General features: G+C 65.9%; 20 protein-coding genes and 2 tRNA genes. 12 read left to right on the forward strand and 10 right to left on the reverse strand.

All coding sequences use genetic code 11. The features are described from left to right. Nucleotides 1-211 precede the first annotated feature (211 nt). Nucleotides 212-2,629 (forward strand): RelA/SpoT family protein, encoded by a 2,418-nt coding sequence (locus AC1RQC_RS18970; RefSeq protein WP_492375025.1) that lies wholly within the window; start codon nucleotides 212-214, stop codon nucleotides 2,627-2,629. A 77-nt stretch (nucleotides 2,630-2,706) separates the two neighbouring features. Here the strand turns inward: AC1RQC_RS18970 and greB are convergent, their stop codons facing one another. Then, a complete protein-coding gene (gene greB, locus AC1RQC_RS18975; RefSeq protein WP_492375010.1) occupies nucleotides 2,707-3,270 on the reverse strand; it encodes a transcription elongation factor GreB in 564 nt (187 codons plus the stop codon). A gap of 123 nt (nucleotides 3,271-3,393) precedes the next feature. Between greB and AC1RQC_RS18980 the strand changes: the two genes are divergently transcribed. The 4 genes from AC1RQC_RS18980 to AC1RQC_RS18995 all read left to right on the forward strand — a co-directional run bounded on the left by AC1RQC_RS18980 (nucleotide 3,394) and on the right by AC1RQC_RS18995 (nucleotide 5,160). Next, a tRNA-Arg gene (locus AC1RQC_RS18980) sits at nucleotides 3,394-3,470 on the forward strand. Between the two features lie 274 nt (nucleotides 3,471-3,744). Beyond that, nucleotides 3,745-4,575 carry a DUF1266 domain-containing protein gene (locus tag AC1RQC_RS18985; protein WP_492809882.1) on the forward strand — a complete coding sequence of 277 codons (831 nt, stop codon included), beginning with the start codon at nucleotides 3,745-3,747 and terminating at the stop codon, nucleotides 4,573-4,575. Between the two features lie 114 nt (nucleotides 4,576-4,689). Beyond that, nucleotides 4,690-4,971: a hypothetical protein gene (locus AC1RQC_RS18990; protein WP_492809880.1), complete on the forward strand. Its 282-nt coding sequence runs from the start codon at nucleotides 4,690-4,692 to the stop codon at nucleotides 4,969-4,971. A gap of 113 nt (nucleotides 4,972-5,084) precedes the next feature. Further along, a tRNA-Met gene (locus AC1RQC_RS18995) sits at nucleotides 5,085-5,160 on the forward strand. 129 nt (nucleotides 5,161-5,289) lie between these two features. Here the strand turns inward: AC1RQC_RS18995 and AC1RQC_RS19000 are convergent. After that, nucleotides 5,290-5,682: a hypothetical protein gene (locus tag AC1RQC_RS19000; RefSeq protein WP_492884317.1), complete on the reverse strand. Its 393-nt coding sequence runs from the start codon at nucleotides 5,680-5,682 to the stop codon at nucleotides 5,290-5,292. Between the two features lie 179 nt (nucleotides 5,683-5,861). Next, nucleotides 5,862-6,149 (reverse strand): hypothetical protein, encoded by a 288-nt coding sequence (locus tag AC1RQC_RS19005; RefSeq protein WP_492375013.1) that lies wholly within the window; start codon nucleotides 6,147-6,149, stop codon nucleotides 5,862-5,864. A 240-nt stretch (nucleotides 6,150-6,389) separates the two neighbouring features. On the opposite strand from AC1RQC_RS19005, the gene AC1RQC_RS19010 reads away from it, so the two are divergent. Further along, a complete protein-coding gene (locus AC1RQC_RS19010; RefSeq protein WP_267605928.1) occupies nucleotides 6,390-7,073 on the forward strand; it encodes a Fe2+-dependent dioxygenase in 684 nt (227 codons plus the stop codon). Nucleotides 7,074-7,202: 129 nt separating this feature from the next. Here the strand turns inward: AC1RQC_RS19010 and AC1RQC_RS19015 are convergent, their stop codons facing one another. Next, a complete protein-coding gene (locus tag AC1RQC_RS19015; RefSeq protein ID WP_492375015.1) occupies nucleotides 7,203-7,505 on the reverse strand; it encodes a hypothetical protein in 303 nt (100 codons plus the stop codon). Between the two features lie 285 nt (nucleotides 7,506-7,790). On the opposite strand from AC1RQC_RS19015, the gene AC1RQC_RS19020 reads away from it, so the two are divergent. Continuing rightward, the gene (locus tag AC1RQC_RS19020) at nucleotides 7,791-8,102 is read left to right on the forward strand and encodes a hypothetical protein (RefSeq protein ID WP_150986268.1); all 312 of its coding nucleotides are present in this window, start codon (nucleotides 7,791-7,793) and stop codon (nucleotides 8,100-8,102) included. Nucleotides 8,103-8,293: 191 nt separating this feature from the next. Next, complete coding sequence (gene lpxO, locus AC1RQC_RS19025) at nucleotides 8,294-9,196, forward strand: lipid A hydroxylase LpxO (RefSeq protein WP_492375016.1); 903 nt, start codon at nucleotides 8,294-8,296, stop codon at nucleotides 9,194-9,196. Between the two features lie 90 nt (nucleotides 9,197-9,286). Here lpxO and AC1RQC_RS19030 read toward each other — a convergent pair whose 3' ends face one another. From AC1RQC_RS19030 to AC1RQC_RS19040, 3 genes are all read right to left on the reverse strand, one after another. Next, nucleotides 9,287-10,762: a sensor domain-containing diguanylate cyclase gene (locus tag AC1RQC_RS19030; RefSeq protein WP_492375017.1), complete on the reverse strand. Its 1,476-nt coding sequence runs from the start codon at nucleotides 10,760-10,762 to the stop codon at nucleotides 9,287-9,289. 206 nt (nucleotides 10,763-10,968) lie between these two features. Continuing rightward, entirely contained in the window at nucleotides 10,969-11,370 is a 402-nt protein-coding gene (locus AC1RQC_RS19035) for a hypothetical protein (RefSeq protein ID WP_492375018.1), read from the reverse strand. Nucleotides 11,371-11,544: 174 nt separating this feature from the next. Continuing rightward, nucleotides 11,545-12,987 carry an aminotransferase-like domain-containing protein gene (locus tag AC1RQC_RS19040; RefSeq protein ID WP_492884319.1) on the reverse strand — a complete coding sequence of 481 codons (1,443 nt, stop codon included), beginning with the start codon at nucleotides 12,985-12,987 and terminating at the stop codon, nucleotides 11,545-11,547. Nucleotides 12,988-13,161: 174 nt separating this feature from the next. On the opposite strand from AC1RQC_RS19040, the gene AC1RQC_RS19045 reads away from it, so the two are divergent. Continuing rightward, a complete protein-coding gene (locus AC1RQC_RS19045) occupies nucleotides 13,162-13,527 on the forward strand; it encodes a hypothetical protein (RefSeq protein WP_492884321.1) in 366 nt (121 codons plus the stop codon). Nucleotides 13,528-13,606: 79 nt separating this feature from the next. Here AC1RQC_RS19045 and AC1RQC_RS19050 read toward each other — a convergent pair whose 3' ends face one another. Further along, on the reverse strand, nucleotides 13,607-13,912 hold the full coding sequence (locus tag AC1RQC_RS19050) for a single-stranded DNA-binding protein (RefSeq protein WP_150986262.1): 306 nt from the start codon (nucleotides 13,910-13,912) through the stop codon (nucleotides 13,607-13,609). 187 nt (nucleotides 13,913-14,099) lie between these two features. Here AC1RQC_RS19050 and AC1RQC_RS19055 point away from each other — a divergent pair, with 187 nt between their 5' ends. Continuing rightward, on the forward strand, nucleotides 14,100-15,722 hold the full coding sequence (locus AC1RQC_RS19055) for an NAD(P)/FAD-dependent oxidoreductase (protein WP_492809871.1): 1,623 nt from the start codon (nucleotides 14,100-14,102) through the stop codon (nucleotides 15,720-15,722). Between the two features lie 16 nt (nucleotides 15,723-15,738). Here AC1RQC_RS19055 and AC1RQC_RS19060 read toward each other — a convergent pair whose 3' ends face one another. Continuing rightward, nucleotides 15,739-17,007, reverse strand: a complete 1,269-nt coding sequence (locus tag AC1RQC_RS19060; protein ID WP_492387117.1) for a TIGR03862 family flavoprotein — start codon at nucleotides 17,005-17,007, stop codon at nucleotides 15,739-15,741. Nucleotides 17,008-17,140: 133 nt separating this feature from the next. Here AC1RQC_RS19060 and AC1RQC_RS19065 point away from each other — a divergent pair, with 133 nt between their 5' ends. Together AC1RQC_RS19065 and AC1RQC_RS19070 are read left to right on the forward strand one after the other, a co-directional pair. After that, nucleotides 17,141-17,533 (forward strand): hypothetical protein, encoded by a 393-nt coding sequence (locus AC1RQC_RS19065; protein ID WP_492809869.1) that lies wholly within the window; start codon nucleotides 17,141-17,143, stop codon nucleotides 17,531-17,533. 70 nt (nucleotides 17,534-17,603) lie between these two features. Continuing rightward, the gene (locus AC1RQC_RS19070; protein ID WP_492376652.1) at nucleotides 17,604-18,170 is read left to right on the forward strand and encodes a DUF1415 domain-containing protein; all 567 of its coding nucleotides are present in this window, start codon (nucleotides 17,604-17,606) and stop codon (nucleotides 18,168-18,170) included. A gap of 72 nt (nucleotides 18,171-18,242) precedes the next feature. Here the strand turns inward: AC1RQC_RS19070 and AC1RQC_RS19075 are convergent, their stop codons facing one another. Next, the gene (locus AC1RQC_RS19075) at nucleotides 18,243-19,130 is read right to left on the reverse strand and encodes a class I SAM-dependent methyltransferase (RefSeq protein ID WP_052494454.1); all 888 of its coding nucleotides are present in this window, start codon (nucleotides 19,128-19,130) and stop codon (nucleotides 18,243-18,245) included. Nucleotides 19,131-19,238 lie beyond the last annotated feature (108 nt).

A 19,238-nucleotide genomic window follows, 5' to 3' on the forward strand; every position in this document is an offset into this window, starting at 1 on the left:
GAGACTCTGCTAACGTACTTGTTCGCGTACTTGCTTAACCAGCCAGATTACAGAAGCCGCCCACATGTCTTCCTCCCAGCCTTCCTCCCCTGTCGCGACGGCCAGCCCCACGGCCACGCCGGCGCGATCGCGCGGAGAAGCCACTGGTGACGCGAGTGGCGATGCAGTGCCACCCGTTCAGCGCAAGCGCGCCGTGCCCGGTCAGTCGACCGTGACGGCGCGTACCGGCGCTCCCAATCTTCCCGATCCGCTTGGCAACGATGTCGTTGGCGAGCGTGCCGTTGCCCCCGCAATGGGTGCAGGCAAGGCAAGAGCCGCCCAGACCGCCGCCGAAAGTGAGCTGAGCGATGCGCCGCAGGGCGCGGCGCCGGGCGATGCGCTCTTCATCGACGCGGTGCTGGCGCAGTCCTATCGTCACTTCTTCGGCCCGACCTCGCAACCCGCAGTGCCCCCGCGCCAGCAGGTGATCTCGATCACCCGGCTGATGGAGAAGCTTGCTTATCTCAAGCCGGCGGATCAGGCGCACGTGCGCGAAGCCTTCCAGTTCTCGGACGAGGCTCACCTCGGCCAGTATCGCCAGAGCGGCGAGCCCTATATCACGCATCCGGTAGCGGTGGCCGAACTGTGCGCCGACTGGAAGCTCGATGTCCAATCCATCATGGCGGCGTTGCTGCACGACGTGATGGAAGACCAGGGCATCACCAAGAGCGAGCTGGCGGAAAAATTCGGCCCCAAGGTGTCCGAGCTGGTCGATGGCCTGACCAAGCTGGACAAGCTCGAATTCCAGAGCCGCGAGCAGGCGCAGGCAGAGAGCTTCCGCAAGATGCTGCTGGCGATGGCGCGCGATGTGCGGGTGATCCTGGTCAAGCTGGCCGACCGCACCCACAACATGCGCACGCTGGATTTCGTGCCGCCGGAAAAGCGGCGCCGGATTGCGCTCGAGACCATGGAGATCTACGCGCCGATCGCGCATCGGCTCGGTCTCAACACCACGTACCGGGAACTGCAGGAACTGTCCTTCAAGGTTGGTTCGCCGTTCCGCTATGCCACGTTGGAAAAAGCGGTCAAGGCCGCGCGCGGCAACCGGCGCGAGGTGGTCAAGCGCATTCTCGAAACGGCGCAGAAGGCGCTGGGCGACGCGGGCATCGTGGCGGAGCTGTCGGGGCGTGAAAAGACGCTCTACAGCATCTACCGCAAGATGCACGACAAGCAGCTGTCGTTCTCGCAGGTGCTCGATGTGTATGGTTTCCGCGTCGTCGTCGAAACCCAGATGCACACCTATATGGCGATGGGCGCGCTGCACGGGCTGTACAAGCCCATGCCGGGCAAGTTCAAGGACTACATCGCCATTCCCAAGATCAACGGCTACCAGTCGTTGCACACCACGTTGGTGGGCCCGTTCGGCACGCCGGTGGAGTTCCAGATCCGCACCCGCGACATGCACCAGATCGCGGAAGCCGGCGTGGCCGCGCACTGGATGTACAAGCATCAGGCCGACCAGGCCAACGATATCCAGCAGCAGGCGCACCAGTGGCTGCAGTCGCTGCTCGATATCCAGAGCCAGACCGGCGATTCGCAGGAATTTCTCGAGCACGTCAAGATCGACCTGTTCCCGGATGCGGTCTATGTGTTCACGCCCAAGGGGCATATCCGCGCGCTGCCGCGCGGCGCCACCGCGCTCGATTTCGCCTATGCCGTGCACAGCGACCTCGGCAACCAGTGCGTGGCGGTCAAGATCAACAACGAGCTGCTGCCGCTGCGCACGGAACTCAAGAGCGGCGATATTGTCGAGGTGGTGACGGCACCGTACTCCAAGCCCAATCCGGCGTGGCTGGCGTTCGTGCGCACCGGCAAGGCGCGCGCGGCCATCCGCCACTATCTCAAGACCACCCGGCTCGACGAAGCCATCCAGCTTGGCGAACGCCTGCTGGAGCAGTCGGCGCGACAGCTCGGCATCGAGCTCAAGGCGCTGCCGCAGTCGGTGTGGGACCGCATGGTGCAGTGGACCGGCAACAAGCACAAGGAGGACATCTTTGCCGACCTGGCGCTGGGGCGGCGCGTGCCGGCCGTCGTGGCCAAGCGCATGGAGATCCTGCTGCAAGAGCTTTCCGGCGATGTCGACAGCGCGCTGCTGGCGGCCGTGCAGACCTTCGCTGGCGAAGAAGCCCCCGCGGTGCCGATCACCGGCGATGAAGGCATGTCGATGATCTTCTCGTCATGCTGCCGGCCGATTCCCGGCGATTCCATCGTCGGCTACCTGGGCAAGGGCGAGGGTTTGCAGATTCACGTCCAGGATTGCAAGATAGCCAAGCGCCTGCACAGCAAGGACCCGGAGCACTGGATCGATGTGATGTGGGCGAAGAAGACCACGCGCTCGTTCGATGTGTCGATCAAGGTGATGGTGCGCAACGTCAAGGGCATCGTCGCCCGCGTGGCGGCCGACCTGACTTCGGCCGACGCCAACGTCGCGCACGTGGCGATGGAGCAGCAGGAGGGCGGCCATCAGGAAGCCACCTACATGCAGTTCATCATCCAGGTGCAGAACCGCCTGCATCTTGCCAACGTGATGCGGGCTCTGCGGCGCAACCCCGACGTCATCCGCATCTTCCGCGACCGCAACGACGGCTGACGCAGCCTTCCCGCACGCAAGCACTGAGCCCGGCCGAGCCGGGCTCAGTGCTTTTCCGGCTGCGCGGCGGCGATCGGTTACGCTTCCCTGCCGGGATAGCTGACTTTCAGGATATCGATCTGCTCCACCCCGGCTGGCGTGCGCAGCGGCACCGTATCGCCTTCGCGCGCCTTGAGCAGCGCGCGCGCGATCGGCGAGATCCAGCTCACGTGGTTGCTGTCGAGGTCGACCTCGTCGGTGCCGACGATCGTCACGGTGGTTTCCTCGCCGGCCTGGTCGGCATAGGTGACGGTGGCGCCGAAAAAGATCTGGTCGTTGTCGCCCTGCAGGGACGGGTCCACCACCTCGGCCTTCTCCAGGCGCTTGGTCAGGAAGCGGATGCGGCGGTCGATCTCGCGCAGGCGCTTCTTGCCGTAGTGATAATCGCCGTTCTCGGAACGATCGCCATTGGATGCGGCCCACGAAACGATCTGGACCACCTCCGGGCGCGCCGTGTCGATCAGGTGCATCAGTTCATCGCGCAAGCGCTGGTAGCCTTGCGCCGAGATGTAGTTCTTGGTGCCGGGTGGCAGCGGGGTGGCGCCTTCGGGAAGGTCGTCGTCCTCGTCGCCGGGTGACTCTTTGACAAATGCCTTGTTCATGATCCGATCACATCTGCGGGGCTGTCATTATAGGAAGCGGCGGCCTGCCGGCGGGAAAAGCAAAAAAAGTGGGGCAGGGGGGTTCCCAAATTTCAAAAGTACGTTATAATTTCTTTCTCGAGTGCGGCTGTAGCTCAGTTGGATAGAGTACTTGGCTACGAACCAAGGGGTCGTGGGTTCGAATCCTGCCAGCCGCACCACTCATTGCAAAAAGAGCTTCCAGAAATGGAAGCTCTTTTTTCATTTTGGCTTCTGCTGTCACTCTCGGTTCCTAGTCTGGCCATTCTACGGCGTTCCGCCGCGCGTCGACGGTAATCGCTGCGATTGAGACTTGTCTCATCGTCTGCCGAGCTTCCTCTCGCTAATCTCTATTCCGGTGCGCATCCTCGCGCGTTCATAACCGGATTGCTCTCTTGCTGCTGCTTCCCGATCTGCCGGGCCGAGCGATCGCGCTTTCCTCTGGAGCGTCTTGCGATGCGATCGTTGCCGTGGTTCGTCTGTGCCGCCGTGCTCGCCGTTGTGGCCAGTGCCGCATGCCGTCAGCGCAAGCCGGGCATGCCGCCAGCGGCGGAGCGCGGGCCGGTCTTGCAAGACCGTGTCTGTAGCCAGGCGATCGAGGGCAAGGCTGCGTCGGCCATCGGCGAGCGCACGTGCAGTTTGCTGGTGGGCTTTTTGCACGATGCGCGGTTGACCCTTAACGTCAGCACCCTTGCCACCGGTGTGGATTCGCGCACGCAGGCGGGCGCGCTGGCTGCCGACTGGCATATCCATACGGCCGGCGAGGCGCGGGGCACGCTGGCGTGGCTGCTGGAGGAGGGGCACCGCGCGCTGTATCCGCAGGTCTGCCGGATCCTGTTCTCGGTGCCGCGCACGGCGCGCGAGCGTGAGATCGTGCTGCTCAATGATCGCTTCGATCCGGTGCGCCTTGCCCATTGCATTGACAATCTCGAGCGCGCCATGCCGGACCTGCGCGCGAGTCGCCTGCTCGGCTCGCGGGTCGATCTTGCGCGTGGCGTGCTGGCCTGGGACATGAGCCGGGCGATACATGTCGCGCGGGCCGCCTACGACTGTGGCATGCAAACCGAGGCGCAGTCCTGGGCCGTGATCGAGCAGGCGGCGTCGCAGGTCTTCGCGCAGATGGCGTCCTGGCAGGAGGTTGCGGTGAGCTACCTGCTGGGCCGGGCAATGTGGGCCGGGCCTGGCGCGGGTTTGCAGCGGCAGCTGGCGTTTGTCCGGCATTGCCTCGACGATTCGGATAGTCCTATGCGCGGGGTGCGCTATCACGCTGCGCGCCATGGTGTATAGGCGCGCGCCGTCTTGCGGGGCCGGTGCTGGCGGCATAGGCTGGTTCAGGAGCGCGTTGGGGCGGGCGCCAGGCGCTATGCTTCTTGCTTGCGGCAAGAGCCATGGGAGGATCCAATGAGCAATGCGGACTGGCGGGTGGAGGCGTATCGGGGCATGGACGTCTATGTCCTCGTATCGAAGCCGGGTGACGGCGGCGTCCCGGCTTTGGGCAAGGTCGCCCAGTGGGGGTACGAGGTGCGCGTCTGCCAGGAGGGGGCGGATCCCTCCGATGCCGGCGACATCGAGCGCTTGTCGGGCGACGGCGCGCAGTTTGCTACCCGGCACGCTGCCGAGGTCGCTGCGTTCGCTGCGGCCTATCAGCTCGTGGATAGGCTGGTGGGGCCGGTGACGGACTAGCGGGCATGTCGTCCTTGCCGTGCGCGAGGTGTGCTCGATGGCGGGTTTTTCACGATGACGTCACAAAGCGATTGCAATGCGCGGCGGGATCCACCATAATCCGGCCTCTCGGACGCGGGGTGGAGCAGTTGGCAGCTCGTCGGGCTCATAACCCGAAGGTCGCAGGTTCAAGTCCTGCCCCCGCAACCAAAGACCTTTTCTGGTCTCCGAAGCTAGTCTCCGGGCCGTCCTGGCCAAGTTCTGCAAATTCCCAAAGGTACGAAACCCGAGCGTTGCGCGGGGCCGCTTTGCATTGCGTGCGCCATGGGTTCGCGCTGATCAGTGCCGCCCGCGGCCGCCTCCGCTGCGTCCGCCTCGTGCGCCTCCCGTACCTCCCGTACCTCCCGTACCTCTCCAGCCACCACCGCCATGGTAGTAGCCGTGCGCCATGCCGGAGTGATAGTGATAGCCGCCGTAGTATCGTGGCCCGCCCGCGTGGTAGCCGGGGCCGCGATAGTAGCCATAGGCGCGATAGCCGTGATAGCCGTGATAGCCGCCGTAACCGTAGTAGAAGGCGGGGCCGTAGAACCCGCCATAGTAGGGCAGCGCGTAGTCGTACCCATACCCGTAGGCGTAAGTACCAGCGGGATAGGCTACGCCGCCCTCGTAGAACCGTAGGGATCGTAGGGGTTGTAGGTGTCGTAAGGGTCGTAGTAAGGGTATCCGGCGCATGCGCCCACGCACAGCACTGTCACAGTTAACAACAAGCGGAGCAAGGCGCGGTGCATGGGGCTTCGGGTTCGCCAACGGATCGCGCCCGGCGGGCGCCGGGCGATAACAATAAGAGACTGTGATCCGCTGAGTGGTTCAGTGTCGCGCTGGCTTGCGCCCGCACAGCGCCTGCCAGAGATTCAGGCGGGCGCCCGGGCCAGTTCGGCCGCGCGCGAAAACGTGTCTCGCACTTGCGGCTGGCCTTCGCGCGCCGCTGCCTCGGACCGGGCTGTCAAGCGCTCGATCAGCACGCGCAGGTTATTGCCCTGCGGGGCGGTCTTGCTTGCGCCGCACTGACCGACGGCCTCGCGCACGACCTGTCCCAGTTCCTCGGTCACATCCGCGCCATCGAAGGCGCTGATCGACAGGGCGGAAATCTGCTCGAGGTAGAGGTTGACCAACGCTTCGTCGTGTACCGGTTCGGGCATTTCCGTCTCCTTGGCAATGTGGACTGGGTGCAATCCATTGTAGTAGGCCGCATGCCCGACGCATGTCGGCACAAGGCCTACAGGGCGGCTCCCCTGTACAGGGCTTGCGTCAGGTCAAGGTCAGTCGTTACTGATAATGATTCCCATTTGTATGATCGATGGCTTTCTCTTACAATCGGCGCTCGCCTGGGGCACGGCAAGGTGCCCCAGACCAACCGTCTTGCCGAGGTAATTGAAATCATGATGCTGCAGATCCCCGATGTGCTGACAAAGGCGCAGGTTGCCCAATGCCGCGCCTGGATGGACGCGGCTGAGTGGACCGACGGCAACGCCACTTCCGGGCATCAGTCGGCATTGGCCAAGCGCAACCTCCAACTGCCCGAAGGCTCGCCGGTAGCGCGCCAGGTAGGCGACCTGATCCAGGATGCGCTGGGCGCCAATCCGCTCTTTATCTCGGCCGCGCTGCCACTCAAGGTCTATCCGCCCTTGTTCAACCGCTACGAGGGCGGGCACGCGTTCGACAACCATATCGACAACGCGATCCGCCACCTGCGCGGCACCAACTTCCGCGTGCGCAGCGACCTCTCGGCGACCCTGTTCCTGACGGAGCCGGAAGACTACGACGGCGGCGAACTGGTGGTGGAGGATACCTACGGGCAGCAACGCGTGAAGCTGCCAGCGGGGCATATGGTGCTGTACCCGGCGACCAGCCTGCACCACGTCAGCCCGGTCACGCGCGGTGCGCGCGTATCGTCATTTTTCTGGATTCAAAGCATGGTGCGCGACGAGGGTCAGCGTTCGGTACTGTTTGAGCTCGATACGCAGATCCAGCGTGTCGGCCAGGCACTGGGGCACAAGGACGCGGCCGTGGTGGGGCTTACCGGCGTGTATCACAACCTGCTGCGGCGCTGGGCCGACGCCTGAGCGGCGGCGTGGGAAACGAGGGAAACGGGGGAGCGAAGCGGGGAGGGGATGTTGAGGCAGGATGCCTCGGCTTGATACTCGCGAATCGCCGGCATCGGCCAGCCATTCGCGATGCATGGTGCAGCGAGGCTAGCGGCGATCCCGGTGCTGCGGTGGCAGCGGGGCCATGGCTACGCGTCGTCGCGCGGGCTTGAGCGCGCGCTGCATCGGCCAGAACACGTATTGGGTATGCGGATCCATCGGCTTGCCGAAGTAGGACACCCACACCTGCACGCCCTGTTCGGTTTCTGCAACGATGGCAGCCACTGCGCGGGCTGCGACTGCGGGAGACTTGAGCAAGGTAGCCAGCGCTTCGACACCTTGGACCACGTGGTGCTTGACACCACTGAACCATGCGTATTGACGCATGGCTGACAACAAACGCTCGGTCATGAACTCTGGTGTTTGGTTGGAAGTAAAGATCAGACCGGAGCTTACACGCTTTGTTCATTGCTGATTGATGGGACCTGTCTATCGCTTACCCTGAGTCATCGGATGTCCCTGTCCCCGTCCCAGGCGCGGGTGCGGGTGCGGGTGCCGGGCCCGGTGCCTGTTGTCATTGCGTCATTGTGCCAATGCGCCAGTGCCGATCGGCCACCACATTGACAACGCAAGGGCCGAGGATTAGCGTCATCAACAGGACCATCCGACCCTTGAAGCCTTCCTGGGAGCTTGCCGATGACCGAAGACATGCTGCTGCAACTGATGGTGGAAGTCGAGAAGGAAGACCCCATCGACTATGCCGACCTGCCTTTCGACGACGCCACGCTGCGCGCGTTGGTGTGCCGCCTGGTGGCGCAGCGCTCCAGCGCCATGGAGACGGCCGGCATGCCGGTGGACGCGTTGCTGGCGACCATGTGGGCTTCCACCGCCAAGCTGGTGCTGGAGAACATGGTACTCAACGCGCGCCTGCTGACGCTGCAGGGCTTGCCGGACGACGCCAACGCGCTGATCGAGCGCATCGCCCGGCAATCCCGCGGCACGCCCTGAGGCGAGGCCGCCCTCCGGCGGCTTAGGCTGCGTGCGCCGCCGATCCTGAGTGATGGATCGGCGTGTGGCGTATCGCTATCATCCAGCAGGGCGCCTCCCATTTCGATACACTACGGGTTTTCGCCCCCGACACCGTCGCGTTGCTACGCGTATGCAACTGCGCGCGGTACTGCTGATATGGAGGATTTCGGGTGATCAAGTGGATAATCGTCGCGGCGTACCTGGGAGCGATCCTGTACGTGCATTTCCGCGGCAAGGTGAGGCTGCGCATCTGGCGCCAGTTGCTCGACCATTCGGCCCTGGTGGCCCCGGTCAACTGCTTCATGTACATCTTTTCCGGCGTGCCGCGCACGCCCTACATCCCCGTCGAGCGTTTTCCCGAGCTGGAGAAGATCCGCGCCGCATGGCCGGAGATTCGCGACGAAGGCCTGGCCCTGGCTGCCATGCGCAAGATCAAGGCCGCGGACAAGAACAACGATGCCGGTTTCAACTCGTTCTTCAAGTACGGCTGGAAGCGTTTCTACCTGAAATGGTACGAAGCCCGCCATCCGTCGGCCGAGGTCCTGTGCCCGCGCACGGTGGAGTTGCTGCGCGGCCTGCCGAGCGTGAAGGCGGCGATGTTCGCCGAGCTGCCGCCCGGCGGCAAGCTGAACCCGCACCGCGACCCGTTCGCGGGCTCGCTGCGTTATCACCTGGGCCTGGCCACGCCTAACGACGACCGCTGCTTTATCGAGGTTGACGGCGAGCGCCATAGCTGGCGTGACGGCGAGGGCGTGGTGTTCGACGAGACCTACCTGCACTGGGCGGAGAACAAGAGCGACAGCAACCGGCTGATCCTGTTCTGCGACATCGAGCGTCCGATGCGTTTCGGCTGGGCTGGCAAGATCAACCGCTGGCTGGGCCGCAAGGTCATGACCGCGGCGAGCTCGCCCAACGAAGAGTCCGACCAGACCGGCATGATCAACCGCCTGTTCCGCTTTGTCTGGATTTGCGGCCAGTATCGCCGGCGTTTCAAGGCGTGGAGCCGGCCGGCTTACTACGTGGTCAAGTTCGGCCTGATCGCCGCCGGCGTGGCGCTGATCGTGTACCTGTAACGCTCGAAAGCTCGAAAGCTCGAAAGCGTTACTGCGCAAGAAGAAAGGGCCGGCTGATGCCGGCCCTTTCTTTTGCCCATCGGCGATGGCCTATCGGCGCCGCCGCTCGCGCTCGTCGTCGAGCGCCTCGTAGTGGGCGCGCTTGGCCTGGTACATGCGGGCGTCGGCCAGCTTGACGGCGTCGCTCAGGCGGTCCGATGCGCTGCAGCTTGCGGTGCCGATCGACAGGCTGAGCGCGGTGCCCGGATAGAACTGGTTGTTGAGCTCCACCACCTGGTGGATCTGCTCGACCACTGTGGCCGCGCCGCGCTCGTCGCGCGCTGGCAGCAGCACCATGAACTCGTCGCCCCCGACCCGCGCCACGCAGGCCTGGTCGCCCACGGCCTTTTTCAGCGCCTCGCCGGTGCGGCGCAGGAGCGCATCGCCGTCACCGTGGCCGAGCTGGTCGTTGACCTGCTTCAGGCCGTTCAGGTCGACCGCGATCACGCTGACCGGCCACGGGCCCTTGCGGCCAAGCCGCGCGAGCTCATCTTCGTAGTAGGCGCGGTTGTAGAGCTTGGTCAGTACGTCGTGCTTGCCGAGGAATTCGACGTAGGCCTCGGCCTTCTTGCGCGCGGTGATGTCGGTCAGCGACACCAGCACCTGGTCCCATTCCGCCTCGCGGCCGGGGAACACCGACCACTGCATGAACACGTCCACGGCCCGGCCATCCAGCGCGTAGTTGATGACTTCGCGCTGCTGCCAGAGTTTCTCGTTCCAGAGGTCGATCAACTGCTCGGCGAACTGGATGCGCATATTGTCGCGGAACACGTCGCCCAGGCGCGAGAGCAGCTCTTCCTTGGTCGACGCGCTGAACATCAGCAGGGTTTGCTGGTTGACGTCGAGCACGCGGATTTCCTGCATGCAGCGGGAAATGAAATCCGGATGCACGTTGAGGAAGGTGCGGAAATCCGAGATGCCCGCGCCGCGGACTTCATCGAGCAGCACCTTGACCGCGCTGAAATCCTCGACCCACAGCGAGACCGGAGAATGCTCGAACAGGCCCAGCGCGTATTGCTCGCTGCGGCGCAGCTCGCGTTCGGTGGCCACGCGCGCGGTGATGTCCTCGATCGACAGCAGCACGCGTTCCCAGGTGGCCTCATGGCCGGGCATGACGGTGGCATCCAGGCGGATGTCCAGCCGCTTGCCTTCCAGCGTGTAGTTGACGGTCTGGCTTGAAAAGCGCAATTCGCCGTCCCACAGCTGGCCGAGTTCCTCGACGTGCTGGTCGAACATTTCGTCGCGAAAGACGGTGTCGAGGTTATTGACGAGGTCGGTGAGGTCGGCGGCGCGGAAGAGGTCCAGCGTGCGCTGGTTCACGTCCAGCACGCGGATCCGTGCCGAGCAGTGCGCGACTTCCTCCGGATTGGCGCGCAGGTGGCTGCGCAGGTCGGTCACGCCCTGCGCGCGCAGAGCCTGGAATTGTTCGCGCACGGCGCTGAAGTCTTCCAGCCACAGCGAGACCGGCGCCAGCTGGAACAAGGCTTTGTATTCGTTGTCGATCCGCGACGTGTCGGTCGTTGCCATCAATGCGTCTTTTCCCAATCCCATCCCCCATCCAAATCCTGTTCGGCGCGGGCCAGAGCTGGCACGCGTGTGGCACGGCTGGCTTTGCGCCGCCTCGGATTTGCCGGGGCCGCCGCCATGCTCGCTGCGAGCGATAGCATAGGGCAGCAGGGGAGGAAATGGGTGGTGTGTGGCGTAAATACCCACACTTGGCGCCCGCCGGCGCGTCAGCCCTGGCGGGAGAGCTCGGCGATGCGCGCGGGGGCGTACCGGTGCTGCGCGTTCTCTTGCTCGGCGATCAATTGCAGCGTGGCCGCCTGCAACAGCGAGCCGGCGGTCAGGTGCGAAGCCAGGGTGCGCAGTTCATTGAGCTTGCCGCTGGCAGCGGGGTTGGCATGAGTCATCTCAGTCAAGGTCTGGACAGGAACCCGGCCGATGGTATCGGCAAGCCGGGGGGGGCTGCTTTGTCCCTGGTCATGCTCCGTGCGCGCGGCGTTGTCTTTGGTGTCCAGGCCAGCCCTGGCATCGGTGCGTGCCAGGCGATGCGCCGGGTCGGCGCGGCGGGCGGTGCAAAGGCGCAGGGCGGAGCCCACGGTATCGATGGCGAGCGGGAGGGAGGGGTGCGGCATATGGTTCTCCTTGGGAGCGCGGCCTGCCGGTTTCGGCAATGCTCGCAAGGATGCCGGGCCGGTCCGCCGCCGCCAAGCGCGCTGCGATGAACGGCGCGATGCCAGGAGCGAATGGTGGCGCGAGGCGACGGATGTGGCGCGCCATGCCCGCCGCCTGCCATCCACCATCGGCCGCTAGGGCTGGTCCGCCAAGCGCGCCACCACCGCGGCGAGCGTGCGCAACGCGCGCTCGATCTCAGGCGTGAACGGCGTGCCGCAATTGAGCCGCAGGAAATGGTCGAAGCGGTTGGAGTTGGAGAACATCACGCCGGGCACGACGCGGATGCCGGCCGCCATGGCCTGGTCGAACACGGCCTCGGACGGGACCGAGCCCGGCAGCTCGACCCACAGGTGCAGGCCGCCGTTCGGGTTGGAGGCACGCGTGCCGGCAGGAAACTCGGCGGCAATCGCCTGCGCCACCTGCGCGCGCTGGCTGCGCAATTGCTCGCGCAGGCGCCGCAGGTGCCGCTCGAACGCGCCGGAACCCATGAACTCGGCCGAGGCCATCTGCGCCAGCAACTCGTTGGGCCGCGACTGGCTGTGCTTGAGCATTTCCACGCGCGCCTGCCACTTGCCCGCGGCGATCCATCCCAGCCGCATGCCGGGAGCCAGGATCTTGTGCAGCGAGGCGCAATGGATCACGCCGCCACTGCGGTCCCAGGCCTTGAGGGCGGCCAGCGGCGCGTCCCCGTCCGCCAGGGCGGAGAAGCAATCGTCCTCGATCAGCGCGATGGCGCGCGCGTCACACCAGGCCACCAGCTGCGCCTTGTTGGCGTCCGGCATGATGCTGCCCAGCGGATTCTGCAGGTTTGGCACCACCACCACGGCGCGGATGTTGTCGTAGGTCTGTGCCGCCAGTTCCAGCGCTTCGAGCGAGATGCCGGTCTGCGGGCTGCTGGGAATCTCCAGCGCGCGCATGCCCAGGCTCTCCAGGATCTGCAGCAGGCCGTAGTAGGTGGGCGACTCCACGGCAATCACGTCGCCGGGCTGTGCCACCGCGCGCAGGGCGAGGTTAAGCGCCTCGGTGCAGCCGTGGGTCACCAGGATATCTTCCGGCGCGACCGTGATGCGCGAGAGCAGCGCGTTGCGCGCCAGCACGGCGCGAAAGGCTGGATGGCCGCCGGAATCTGCCGCGCTGCCGAACAGCTGCGGGTGCAGGCGCAGCGCGCGCGCCGCCGCATTGCGCAGGTCTTGCGCCGGGTACAGCGCGGGCGCGCCACAGGCGCCGGCAAAGTTCACCGCGACCGGTTGCTGGCGCCCGCGCGCGGTGATGGCGGAAATGCGCTCATGGATGCCCACATATTGCGCGGGGTCCGGCAACGTGGCGGCAGGCTCTTCGATCGGCGCCAGCGGCTTGTGCCGGCGGTGCCGCACGAAGTAGCCCGAGCGCGGCCTGGCCTCGAGCAGGCCATCGCTTTCCATCTGCCGGCAGGCCTGCAGCGCGGTCGACAGGCTCACGCCGTGCAGCTCCATCAGCGTGCGCACGGAGGGCACGCGGTCCCCCGGCTTCAAAACGCCCGTTTCAATGGCGTGCAGGTAGTGCTGGGCAAGCTGGCGGTAGAGGGGGGCGGATTCCATGCGGCATGGTGGCGCGGCGGAGGTCGGCGCAACAGATACAGATCAGGGTCTTCTGTATCGTAACAGATGCTCTGTTATGCCTCTGTTACGGTGCACAAGCCCAGGGCGTGTGCCTGTTTTGGGCCGGCCCGCATCGGTAGTCTGGAACCCTGTCAAAGCCAGGGAGCCGGCATCATGCAAAGCTATCGTTCAGACCCGATCATCCCCACTGTCCAGCCCGTGCAGCCCACGCCCGCCATGCCGGCTGGCGCCGAGCCGCAAGCACAGGCAATCGACCTGGAAAGCAGCCGCGTGCTGCGCTTCCATGCCAAGGCCGGCACCACCCTGTGCGTGCTGGAGGGCGAAATCGAGCTCACCGAGGCGCCGCGCTGGCTGGCCGGCACCGTGTGGCGGCAGCCGCGCCGCCTGCCTGCCGGCAGCGTGGTGACGCTGTCGCCCGGCTGGGTGGAAGTGCTGGCCCGACAGGCGGCCACGCTGCGCCTGCAGGCACCAGCGGCCGGGCCTTGGTGGACCGGCTGGCTGCGGCGGGCGCAGGCATGAATAAGCGGGAGCGCAACGACGGGGACGAGCCGGCGCAGGCCTGACGCGCACCTGGCCGGGACAGCCGCCCTTGGGGCGGTCAGTCCTGCTGGCCGTGCGCGCTCAGCATGGCATGGGCCACCAGGTCCAGGGCGGGCCGCGTGTCGCCGTTCTTGTCGGTCCAGACCTTGGGCGTGAGGCTGCCTGACAGCGCGACCGATTCGCCGTCCTCCAGCGCCAGCAGCCCTGCGCGCACCTTGTCGGCAAACGCGATCACATTGACGATGACGGTGTCGCCATCGTTGATCGCAGCCTTGAGCTTGGCGGTCACGTACTGGCTGCCGCCCTGGCCGGAACGTTCGCTGGCGTGGCCGTGGAGCCGGCCGCTGACTAGTGCGTCGATCATCTTTCTTCCTTGCTGGTTATCTTGCCGGGGTGCGGAAGATCTCACAATTTCGCGCTCTCGTGGCAGAGAATGCGGACCCTGGCCCTAAAAACGATAAAATTGCGGTCCGGCCAGCCCGACGCTCAACCAGAGTGCAGTCAGCGCCCCTTCCAGGGCTGACCCCCCGGCCGCAGAATTCCAGGTTCCCATGCTACGTCTAAGTGAAGTCAAACTCCCGCTCGACCACGCCGAGAGCGATCTCGAGGCCGTGGTCCTCGCCCGCCTCGCCGAGCTCGGCGTCAAGGCCGATGGCCTGACCGGGTTCACCGTGTACCGCCGCGCGCACGATGCCCGCAAGCGCTCGGATATCAAGCTCACCTACATCCTCGATATCGCGGTGAAGGACGAAGCCGCGGCGATCCAGCGCATGGCCGGCAAGCCGAACTGGAGCGTGACGCCGGACATGGCCTACCGTTTCGTCGCCCAGGCACCCGCACCGGGCACCACGCTGCGCCCGGTGGTGATCGGCATGGGCCCGTGCGGTTTGCTCGCCGGCCTGATCCTGGCGCAGATGGGCTTCAAGCCCATCATCCTGGAGCGTGGCAAGGAAGTGCGCGAGCGCACCAAGGACACCTTCGGCCTGTGGCGCAAGAGCGTGCTGAACCCCGAATCGAACGTGCAGTTTGGCGAGGGCGGGGCGGGCACTTTCTCCGACGGCAAGCTCTACAGCCAGATCAAGGACCCGAAGCACTACGGCCGCAAGGTGCTCGACGAGTTCGTCAAGGCCGGCGCACCGGAGGACATCCTCTACCTCGCGCGCCCGCACATCGGCACCTTCCGCCTGGTCAGCATGGTGGAGAAGATGCGCGCCGAGATTTTCGCGCTGGGCGGCGAGGTCCGCTTCGAGACCCGCGTCGAGGACGTGGATATCGAGGGCGGCAAGATGCGCGGCCTCAAGCTGTCCAACGGCGAGTACCTGCAGGCCGACCACGTTATCCTGGCGGTGGGCCACAGCGCGCGCGACACCTTCGAGATGCTGCATGAGCGCGGCGTGTTCATGGAGGCCAAGCCGTTCTCGCTGGGTTTCCGCATCGAGCATCCGCAGGGCATGATCAACAGCAGCCGCTTTGGCAAGTTCGCCGGCAACAAGCTGCTGGGCGCGGCGGACTACAAGGTGGTGCACCACGCCAGCAACGGACGCGCGGTCTACAGCTTCTGCATGTGCCCGGGTGGCACGGTGGTGGCCGCGGCCTCGGAGCCGGGCCGCGTGGTGACCAACGGCATGAGCCAGTACATCCGCGCCGAGCGCAATGCCAATGCCGGCATCGTGGTGGGCATCACGCCGGAGGATTTCCCCGGCGGCCCGCTGGCCGGCATTGCCTTCCAGCGCCATTGGGAAGAGCGCGCGTTCGAACTTGGCGGGCGCAACTACAACGCGCCGGCGCAGTTGGTGGGCGACTTCATCGCGCGCCGGCCGTCCACGGCGATGGGCGCGGTCGAGCCCTCCTACAAGCCGGGTGTCACGCCGACGGACCTGTCCACCGCGCTGCCCGACTACATCATCGAAGCCATCCGCGAAGCGCTGCCGGAACTGGACAAGAAGATCGCCGGCTTTGCCATGCATGACGCGGTGCTGACCGGCGTGGAAACGCGCACGTCGTCGCCACTGCGCATCCGCCGCAAGGACAACTACCAGAGCATGAACGTGGAAGGGCTGTACCCGGCCGGCGAAGGCGCCGGCTATGCGGGCGGCATTTACTCCGCGGCCATCGACGGCATCGAAGTGGCCGAGGCCGTGGCGTTGAGCATCGTCAACGGCAAGGCGGCCTGAGCGAGCCCAGGCTGGCTTAGCGCCCGGCAGCCCCGGTCGCTTCCAGCCAGGCCGAGGCTCCCAGCCCGGCCGCGCGCCCGCTGGCAAAGCAGGCGGTCAGCAGGTAGCCGCCGGTGGGCGCTTCCCAGTCCAGCATCTCGCCGGCGCAGAACACGCCCGGCACGGCGCGCAGCATCAATTGCGCGTCCATCGCCTCGAACGCGACGCCGCCCGCGCTGCTGATCACTTCATCGATCGGGCGCGCGCGCAGCAGGCGCACGGGCAGCGCCTTGAGCGCCGCCGCCAGCCGCGCGGGGTCGGCAAATTCTTCTTTTGACAAGCATTCGCGCAGCAAGCCGGCCTTGACGCCGGTGATGCCCAGCTTGCTCTGCAGGTGGCTCGATAGCGAGCGCGCGCCGCGCGGGCGCTGCACCGCGTCTGCCACGCGTGCGGCGGGCAGGCCGGGCGCCAGGTCGAGATGGATCGTGGCCTCGCCCGTGGCTTCGAGCAGGTCGCGCATTGGCGCGCTCAGCGCATAGACCAGGCTCCCCTCGATGCCGCCGGCCGTGATGACGAACTCGCCCTGGCGATAGTGCTCCACGCCATCGCGCTCGCGCAGCCCGATGGCCACGGCCTTGAGCGGGTGGCCGGCAAAACGCGTGCGGAAGTGCTCGCTCCAGGCTACGTCGAAGCCACAGTTGGCGGGGCGCAAAGGGGCGATGTCCACGCCGCGCGCGGCCAGCAGCGGTACCCATGCGCCGTCGGAACCCAGGCGTGCCCAGCTGCCGCCGCCAAGCGCCAGCACTGTGGCATCGGGCCGGACCAGCAGCTCGCCATCGGGCGTGGCAAAGCGCAGCCGGCCCGATGCATCGTCCCAGCCCAGCCAGCGATGGCGCATATGGAACTGCACGCCGGCCTCGCGCAGGCGGTGCAGCCACGCACGCAGCATCGGCGCGGCTTTCATGTCGGTGGGGAAGACGCGGCCCGAGCTGCCGACGAAGGTCTCGATGCCGAGGCCGTGCACCCAGCCGCGCAGCGCTTGTGGATCGAAGCCGGCCAGCAGCGGCGCGATCTGCGCGCTGCGCTTGCCATAGCGCCCGAGGAAGGGCTGCGCCGCTTCGGAATGCGTGAGGTTCATGCCACCGCGCCCGGCCATCAGGAACTTGCGGCCAACCGAGGGCATGGCGTCATACACGTCCACGCGCAATCCGCGCGCGGCCAGCACCTCCGCCGCCATCAGGCCTGCGGGGCCGCCGCCGATTACGGCGACGCTGGCGGCGGGGAGGGGGGCGGTGGGTGCAGACATGGGTTGAATCCGGGGCAAGGCGGTCGATCGCGCAAAGGGGCGCAAGGCAGGGTGCGGCGGATCGGATTATATAGGCCAGGGGCAAGTGCTAATATCGCCCCTTGCCTCGTGCCACGGGTCTCCCGCGCCTCTCATGCCCTTGCCGTCCCGCTTGTCGTTGCCTCTTCCCGCCGCGCGGGCCTTCGTGCTGGTCCTGCTGGTCTTGCTGGGTCTTGTAGCCGGCGTGCACCCGGCGCTCGCGCAGGAAACCGCGCAGGGGCTGCAGGAAAAGGCAATGAAAGGCGATTTCCTGTCCCAGCGCAACCTCTCGTACTGCCTGCAGTCCGGCTGCCTCGGGCTGGAGCGCGACCGCGTCAAGGCCTGCATGTGGCGCAAGGTGATCGTGCTGTCTGGCGAGCGCCATGTCACCGACCTGGACACCGCCAACCTGGAGTACGTCTGCGCAAAGCTGAGCACGACCGAGCGCGATGCGGCCATGCGCCAGGCGGACGCGCTGGCCAGGCAGATCTACGGGCCGCGGCGCTGAGCGCCTTTGGCCTGCTTGGGCGGGAGGCTAAAATAGCGGTTTAGCGCTGTTCCCTTCGTCACGCATCGCCATGCCCATCGCTTCGCCATCCAGCCAATTCATCGTAGACGCCACCCAGCAATGGCTGGAACGCGCGGTGATCGGCCTCAACCTGTGCCCCTTCGCCAAGGCCGTGCACGTGAAGCGGCAGATCCGCTACACGGTGAGCGATGCCACCGATACCGAGGGCGTGCTCGCCGATCTCGAAACCGAGTTGCGCACGCTCGCCGATGCCGACCCTGCCGAGATCGACACGACCCTGTTGATCGTGCCACACGCGCTGGCCGGGTTTCTCGACTACAACGATTTCCTCTATTTCGCCGAGCGTCTGCTCAAGAGCCTGCGCCTGGCGGGCATCCTGCAGATCGCCAGCTTCCATCCGCATTACGAGTTCGGCGGCAGCGAGCCGGACGACATCGAGAACTACACCAACCGCGCGCCTTACCCCATCCTGCACCTGCTGCGCGAGGACAGCATCGCGCGAGCCGTGGCGGCTTTTCCCGATGCGTCGGATATCTACGAGCGTAACCAGGAAACCATGCGCCGGCTCGGCCACGACGGCTGGCGCAAGCTGATGACCGAGGCCAGCGGGACATAAAAAACGCGCCGTCAAAGCGGCGCGTTTCAACTTGCGGACGGCAACGCGCCGCACGCATGGCGCGAGTCAGTCTCAGCCGGCAGCAGCCGGCTCCTGCGTATAGAAGCGCGCTTCCATCTCTTCCAGTCCCAGCGTGCGTAGCACTTCGTTCAGCCGCTCCGCCGGGCGGCGGCGCGGCAGGTCTTTGTACTGCGCGATGATGAGCTCGTTCTTCATCGAGTGCTCCCAGCCCACCAGCTCGGTCACGCTGACCTGGTAGCCATGCGCCTCGAGCTGCAGGCAACGCAGCACGTTGGTCACCTGGCTGCCGAACTCACGCGTATGCAGCGGGTGGCGCCAGATTTCGGTCAGCGGATTGCCGGCCAGCAGCTTGCCCTTGTTCTTGCGCAGCACGCCCGCCACCTCGGCCTGGCAGCACGGCACCACCACGATGTACTTGGCGTGCTTTTCCAGCGCGAAACGGATCGCATCGTCCGTGGCCGTGTTGCAGGCGTGCAGCGCGGTGACGATGTCGATGGTGGGCGGAAGCTGATCGGACGTGATCGAATCCGCAACCGACAGGTTCAGGAACGACATGCCCTTGAAGCCGAGCCGGCTGGCGAGCTCCTGCGAGCTGCGCACCAGCTCTTCGCGCGTCTCGATACCGTAGATGTGCGACTGGTCGAGCTGTGCCTTGAAGAACAGGTCATACAGGATGAAGCCGAGGTAGGACTTTCCGGCGCCGTGGTCGACCAGCGTCACGTCGGGGTGATCCTGCTTGAGGTCCTGCAGCAGCGGCTCGATGAACTGGAACAGGTGGTAGACCTGCTTGAGCTTGCGGCGGCTGTCCTGGTTCATCTTGCCGTCGCGCGTGAGGATATGCAGCGCCTTGAGCAGCTCGATGGACTGGCCGGGACGGATTTCGTGGGGGCTGGGCGCCGGTGCGGCGGGCGTCTTGGACGCCGGGGACTTCTGGGCCATCTGGGATGTCTGGAACCTGGGGAAAAGCGGTGAGGCGTGCGCCAAAGCCGGACGACGCTGCGCCGGTACAGCGGCAGTTTACCGAAAGTCGCGCTTGCCCGGGGCGAG

The sequence above is a fragment of the Cupriavidus sp. GW822-FHT03E04 genome (assembly GCF_058801495.1).

Bases quoted from the DNA above. Each gene is read 5' to 3' on its own strand.
- AC1RQC_RS19070 (WP_492376652.1), top strand. From the start codon at position 17,604: ATGCCCATCGCTTCGCCATCCAGCCAATTCATCGTAGACGCCACCCAG.
- AC1RQC_RS19020 (WP_150986268.1), top strand. From the start codon at position 7,791: ATGACCGAAGACATGCTGCTGCAACTGATGGTGGAAGTCGAGAAGGAA.
- AC1RQC_RS19065 (WP_492809869.1), top strand. From the start codon at position 17,141: ATGCCCTTGCCGTCCCGCTTGTCGTTGCCTCTTCCCGCCGCGCGGGCC.
- AC1RQC_RS18990 (WP_492809880.1), top strand. From the start codon at position 4,690: ATGAGCAATGCGGACTGGCGGGTGGAGGCGTATCGGGGCATGGACGTC.
- AC1RQC_RS19000 (WP_492884317.1), bottom strand. From the start codon at position 5,682: ATGCGCCGGATACCCTTACTACGACCCTTACGACACCTACAACCCCTA.
- greB (WP_492375010.1), bottom strand. From the start codon at position 3,270: ATGAACAAGGCATTTGTCAAAGAGTCACCCGGCGACGAGGACGACGAC.
- AC1RQC_RS19055 (WP_492809871.1), top strand. From the start codon at position 14,100: ATGCTACGTCTAAGTGAAGTCAAACTCCCGCTCGACCACGCCGAGAGC.
- AC1RQC_RS19050 (WP_150986262.1), bottom strand. From the start codon at position 13,912: ATGATCGACGCACTAGTCAGCGGCCGGCTCCACGGCCACGCCAGCGAA.
- AC1RQC_RS19015 (WP_492375015.1), bottom strand. From the start codon at position 7,505: ATGACCGAGCGTTTGTTGTCAGCCATGCGTCAATACGCATGGTTCAGT.
- AC1RQC_RS19045 (WP_492884321.1), top strand. From the start codon at position 13,162: ATGCAAAGCTATCGTTCAGACCCGATCATCCCCACTGTCCAGCCCGTG.
- AC1RQC_RS19035 (WP_492375018.1), bottom strand. From the start codon at position 11,370: ATGCCGCACCCCTCCCTCCCGCTCGCCATCGATACCGTGGGCTCCGCC.
- AC1RQC_RS19060 (WP_492387117.1), bottom strand. From the start codon at position 17,007: ATGTCTGCACCCACCGCCCCCCTCCCCGCCGCCAGCGTCGCCGTAATC.
- AC1RQC_RS19075 (WP_052494454.1), bottom strand. From the start codon at position 19,130: ATGGCCCAGAAGTCCCCGGCGTCCAAGACGCCCGCCGCACCGGCGCCC.
- AC1RQC_RS19005 (WP_492375013.1), bottom strand. From the start codon at position 6,149: ATGCCCGAACCGGTACACGACGAAGCGTTGGTCAACCTCTACCTCGAG.
- AC1RQC_RS19030 (WP_492375017.1), bottom strand. From the start codon at position 10,762: ATGGCAACGACCGACACGTCGCGGATCGACAACGAATACAAAGCCTTG.
- AC1RQC_RS18985 (WP_492809882.1), top strand. From the start codon at position 3,745: ATGCGATCGTTGCCGTGGTTCGTCTGTGCCGCCGTGCTCGCCGTTGTG.
- AC1RQC_RS19010 (WP_267605928.1), top strand. From the start codon at position 6,390: ATGATGCTGCAGATCCCCGATGTGCTGACAAAGGCGCAGGTTGCCCAA.
- AC1RQC_RS19040 (WP_492884319.1), bottom strand. From the start codon at position 12,987: ATGGAATCCGCCCCCCTCTACCGCCAGCTTGCCCAGCACTACCTGCAC.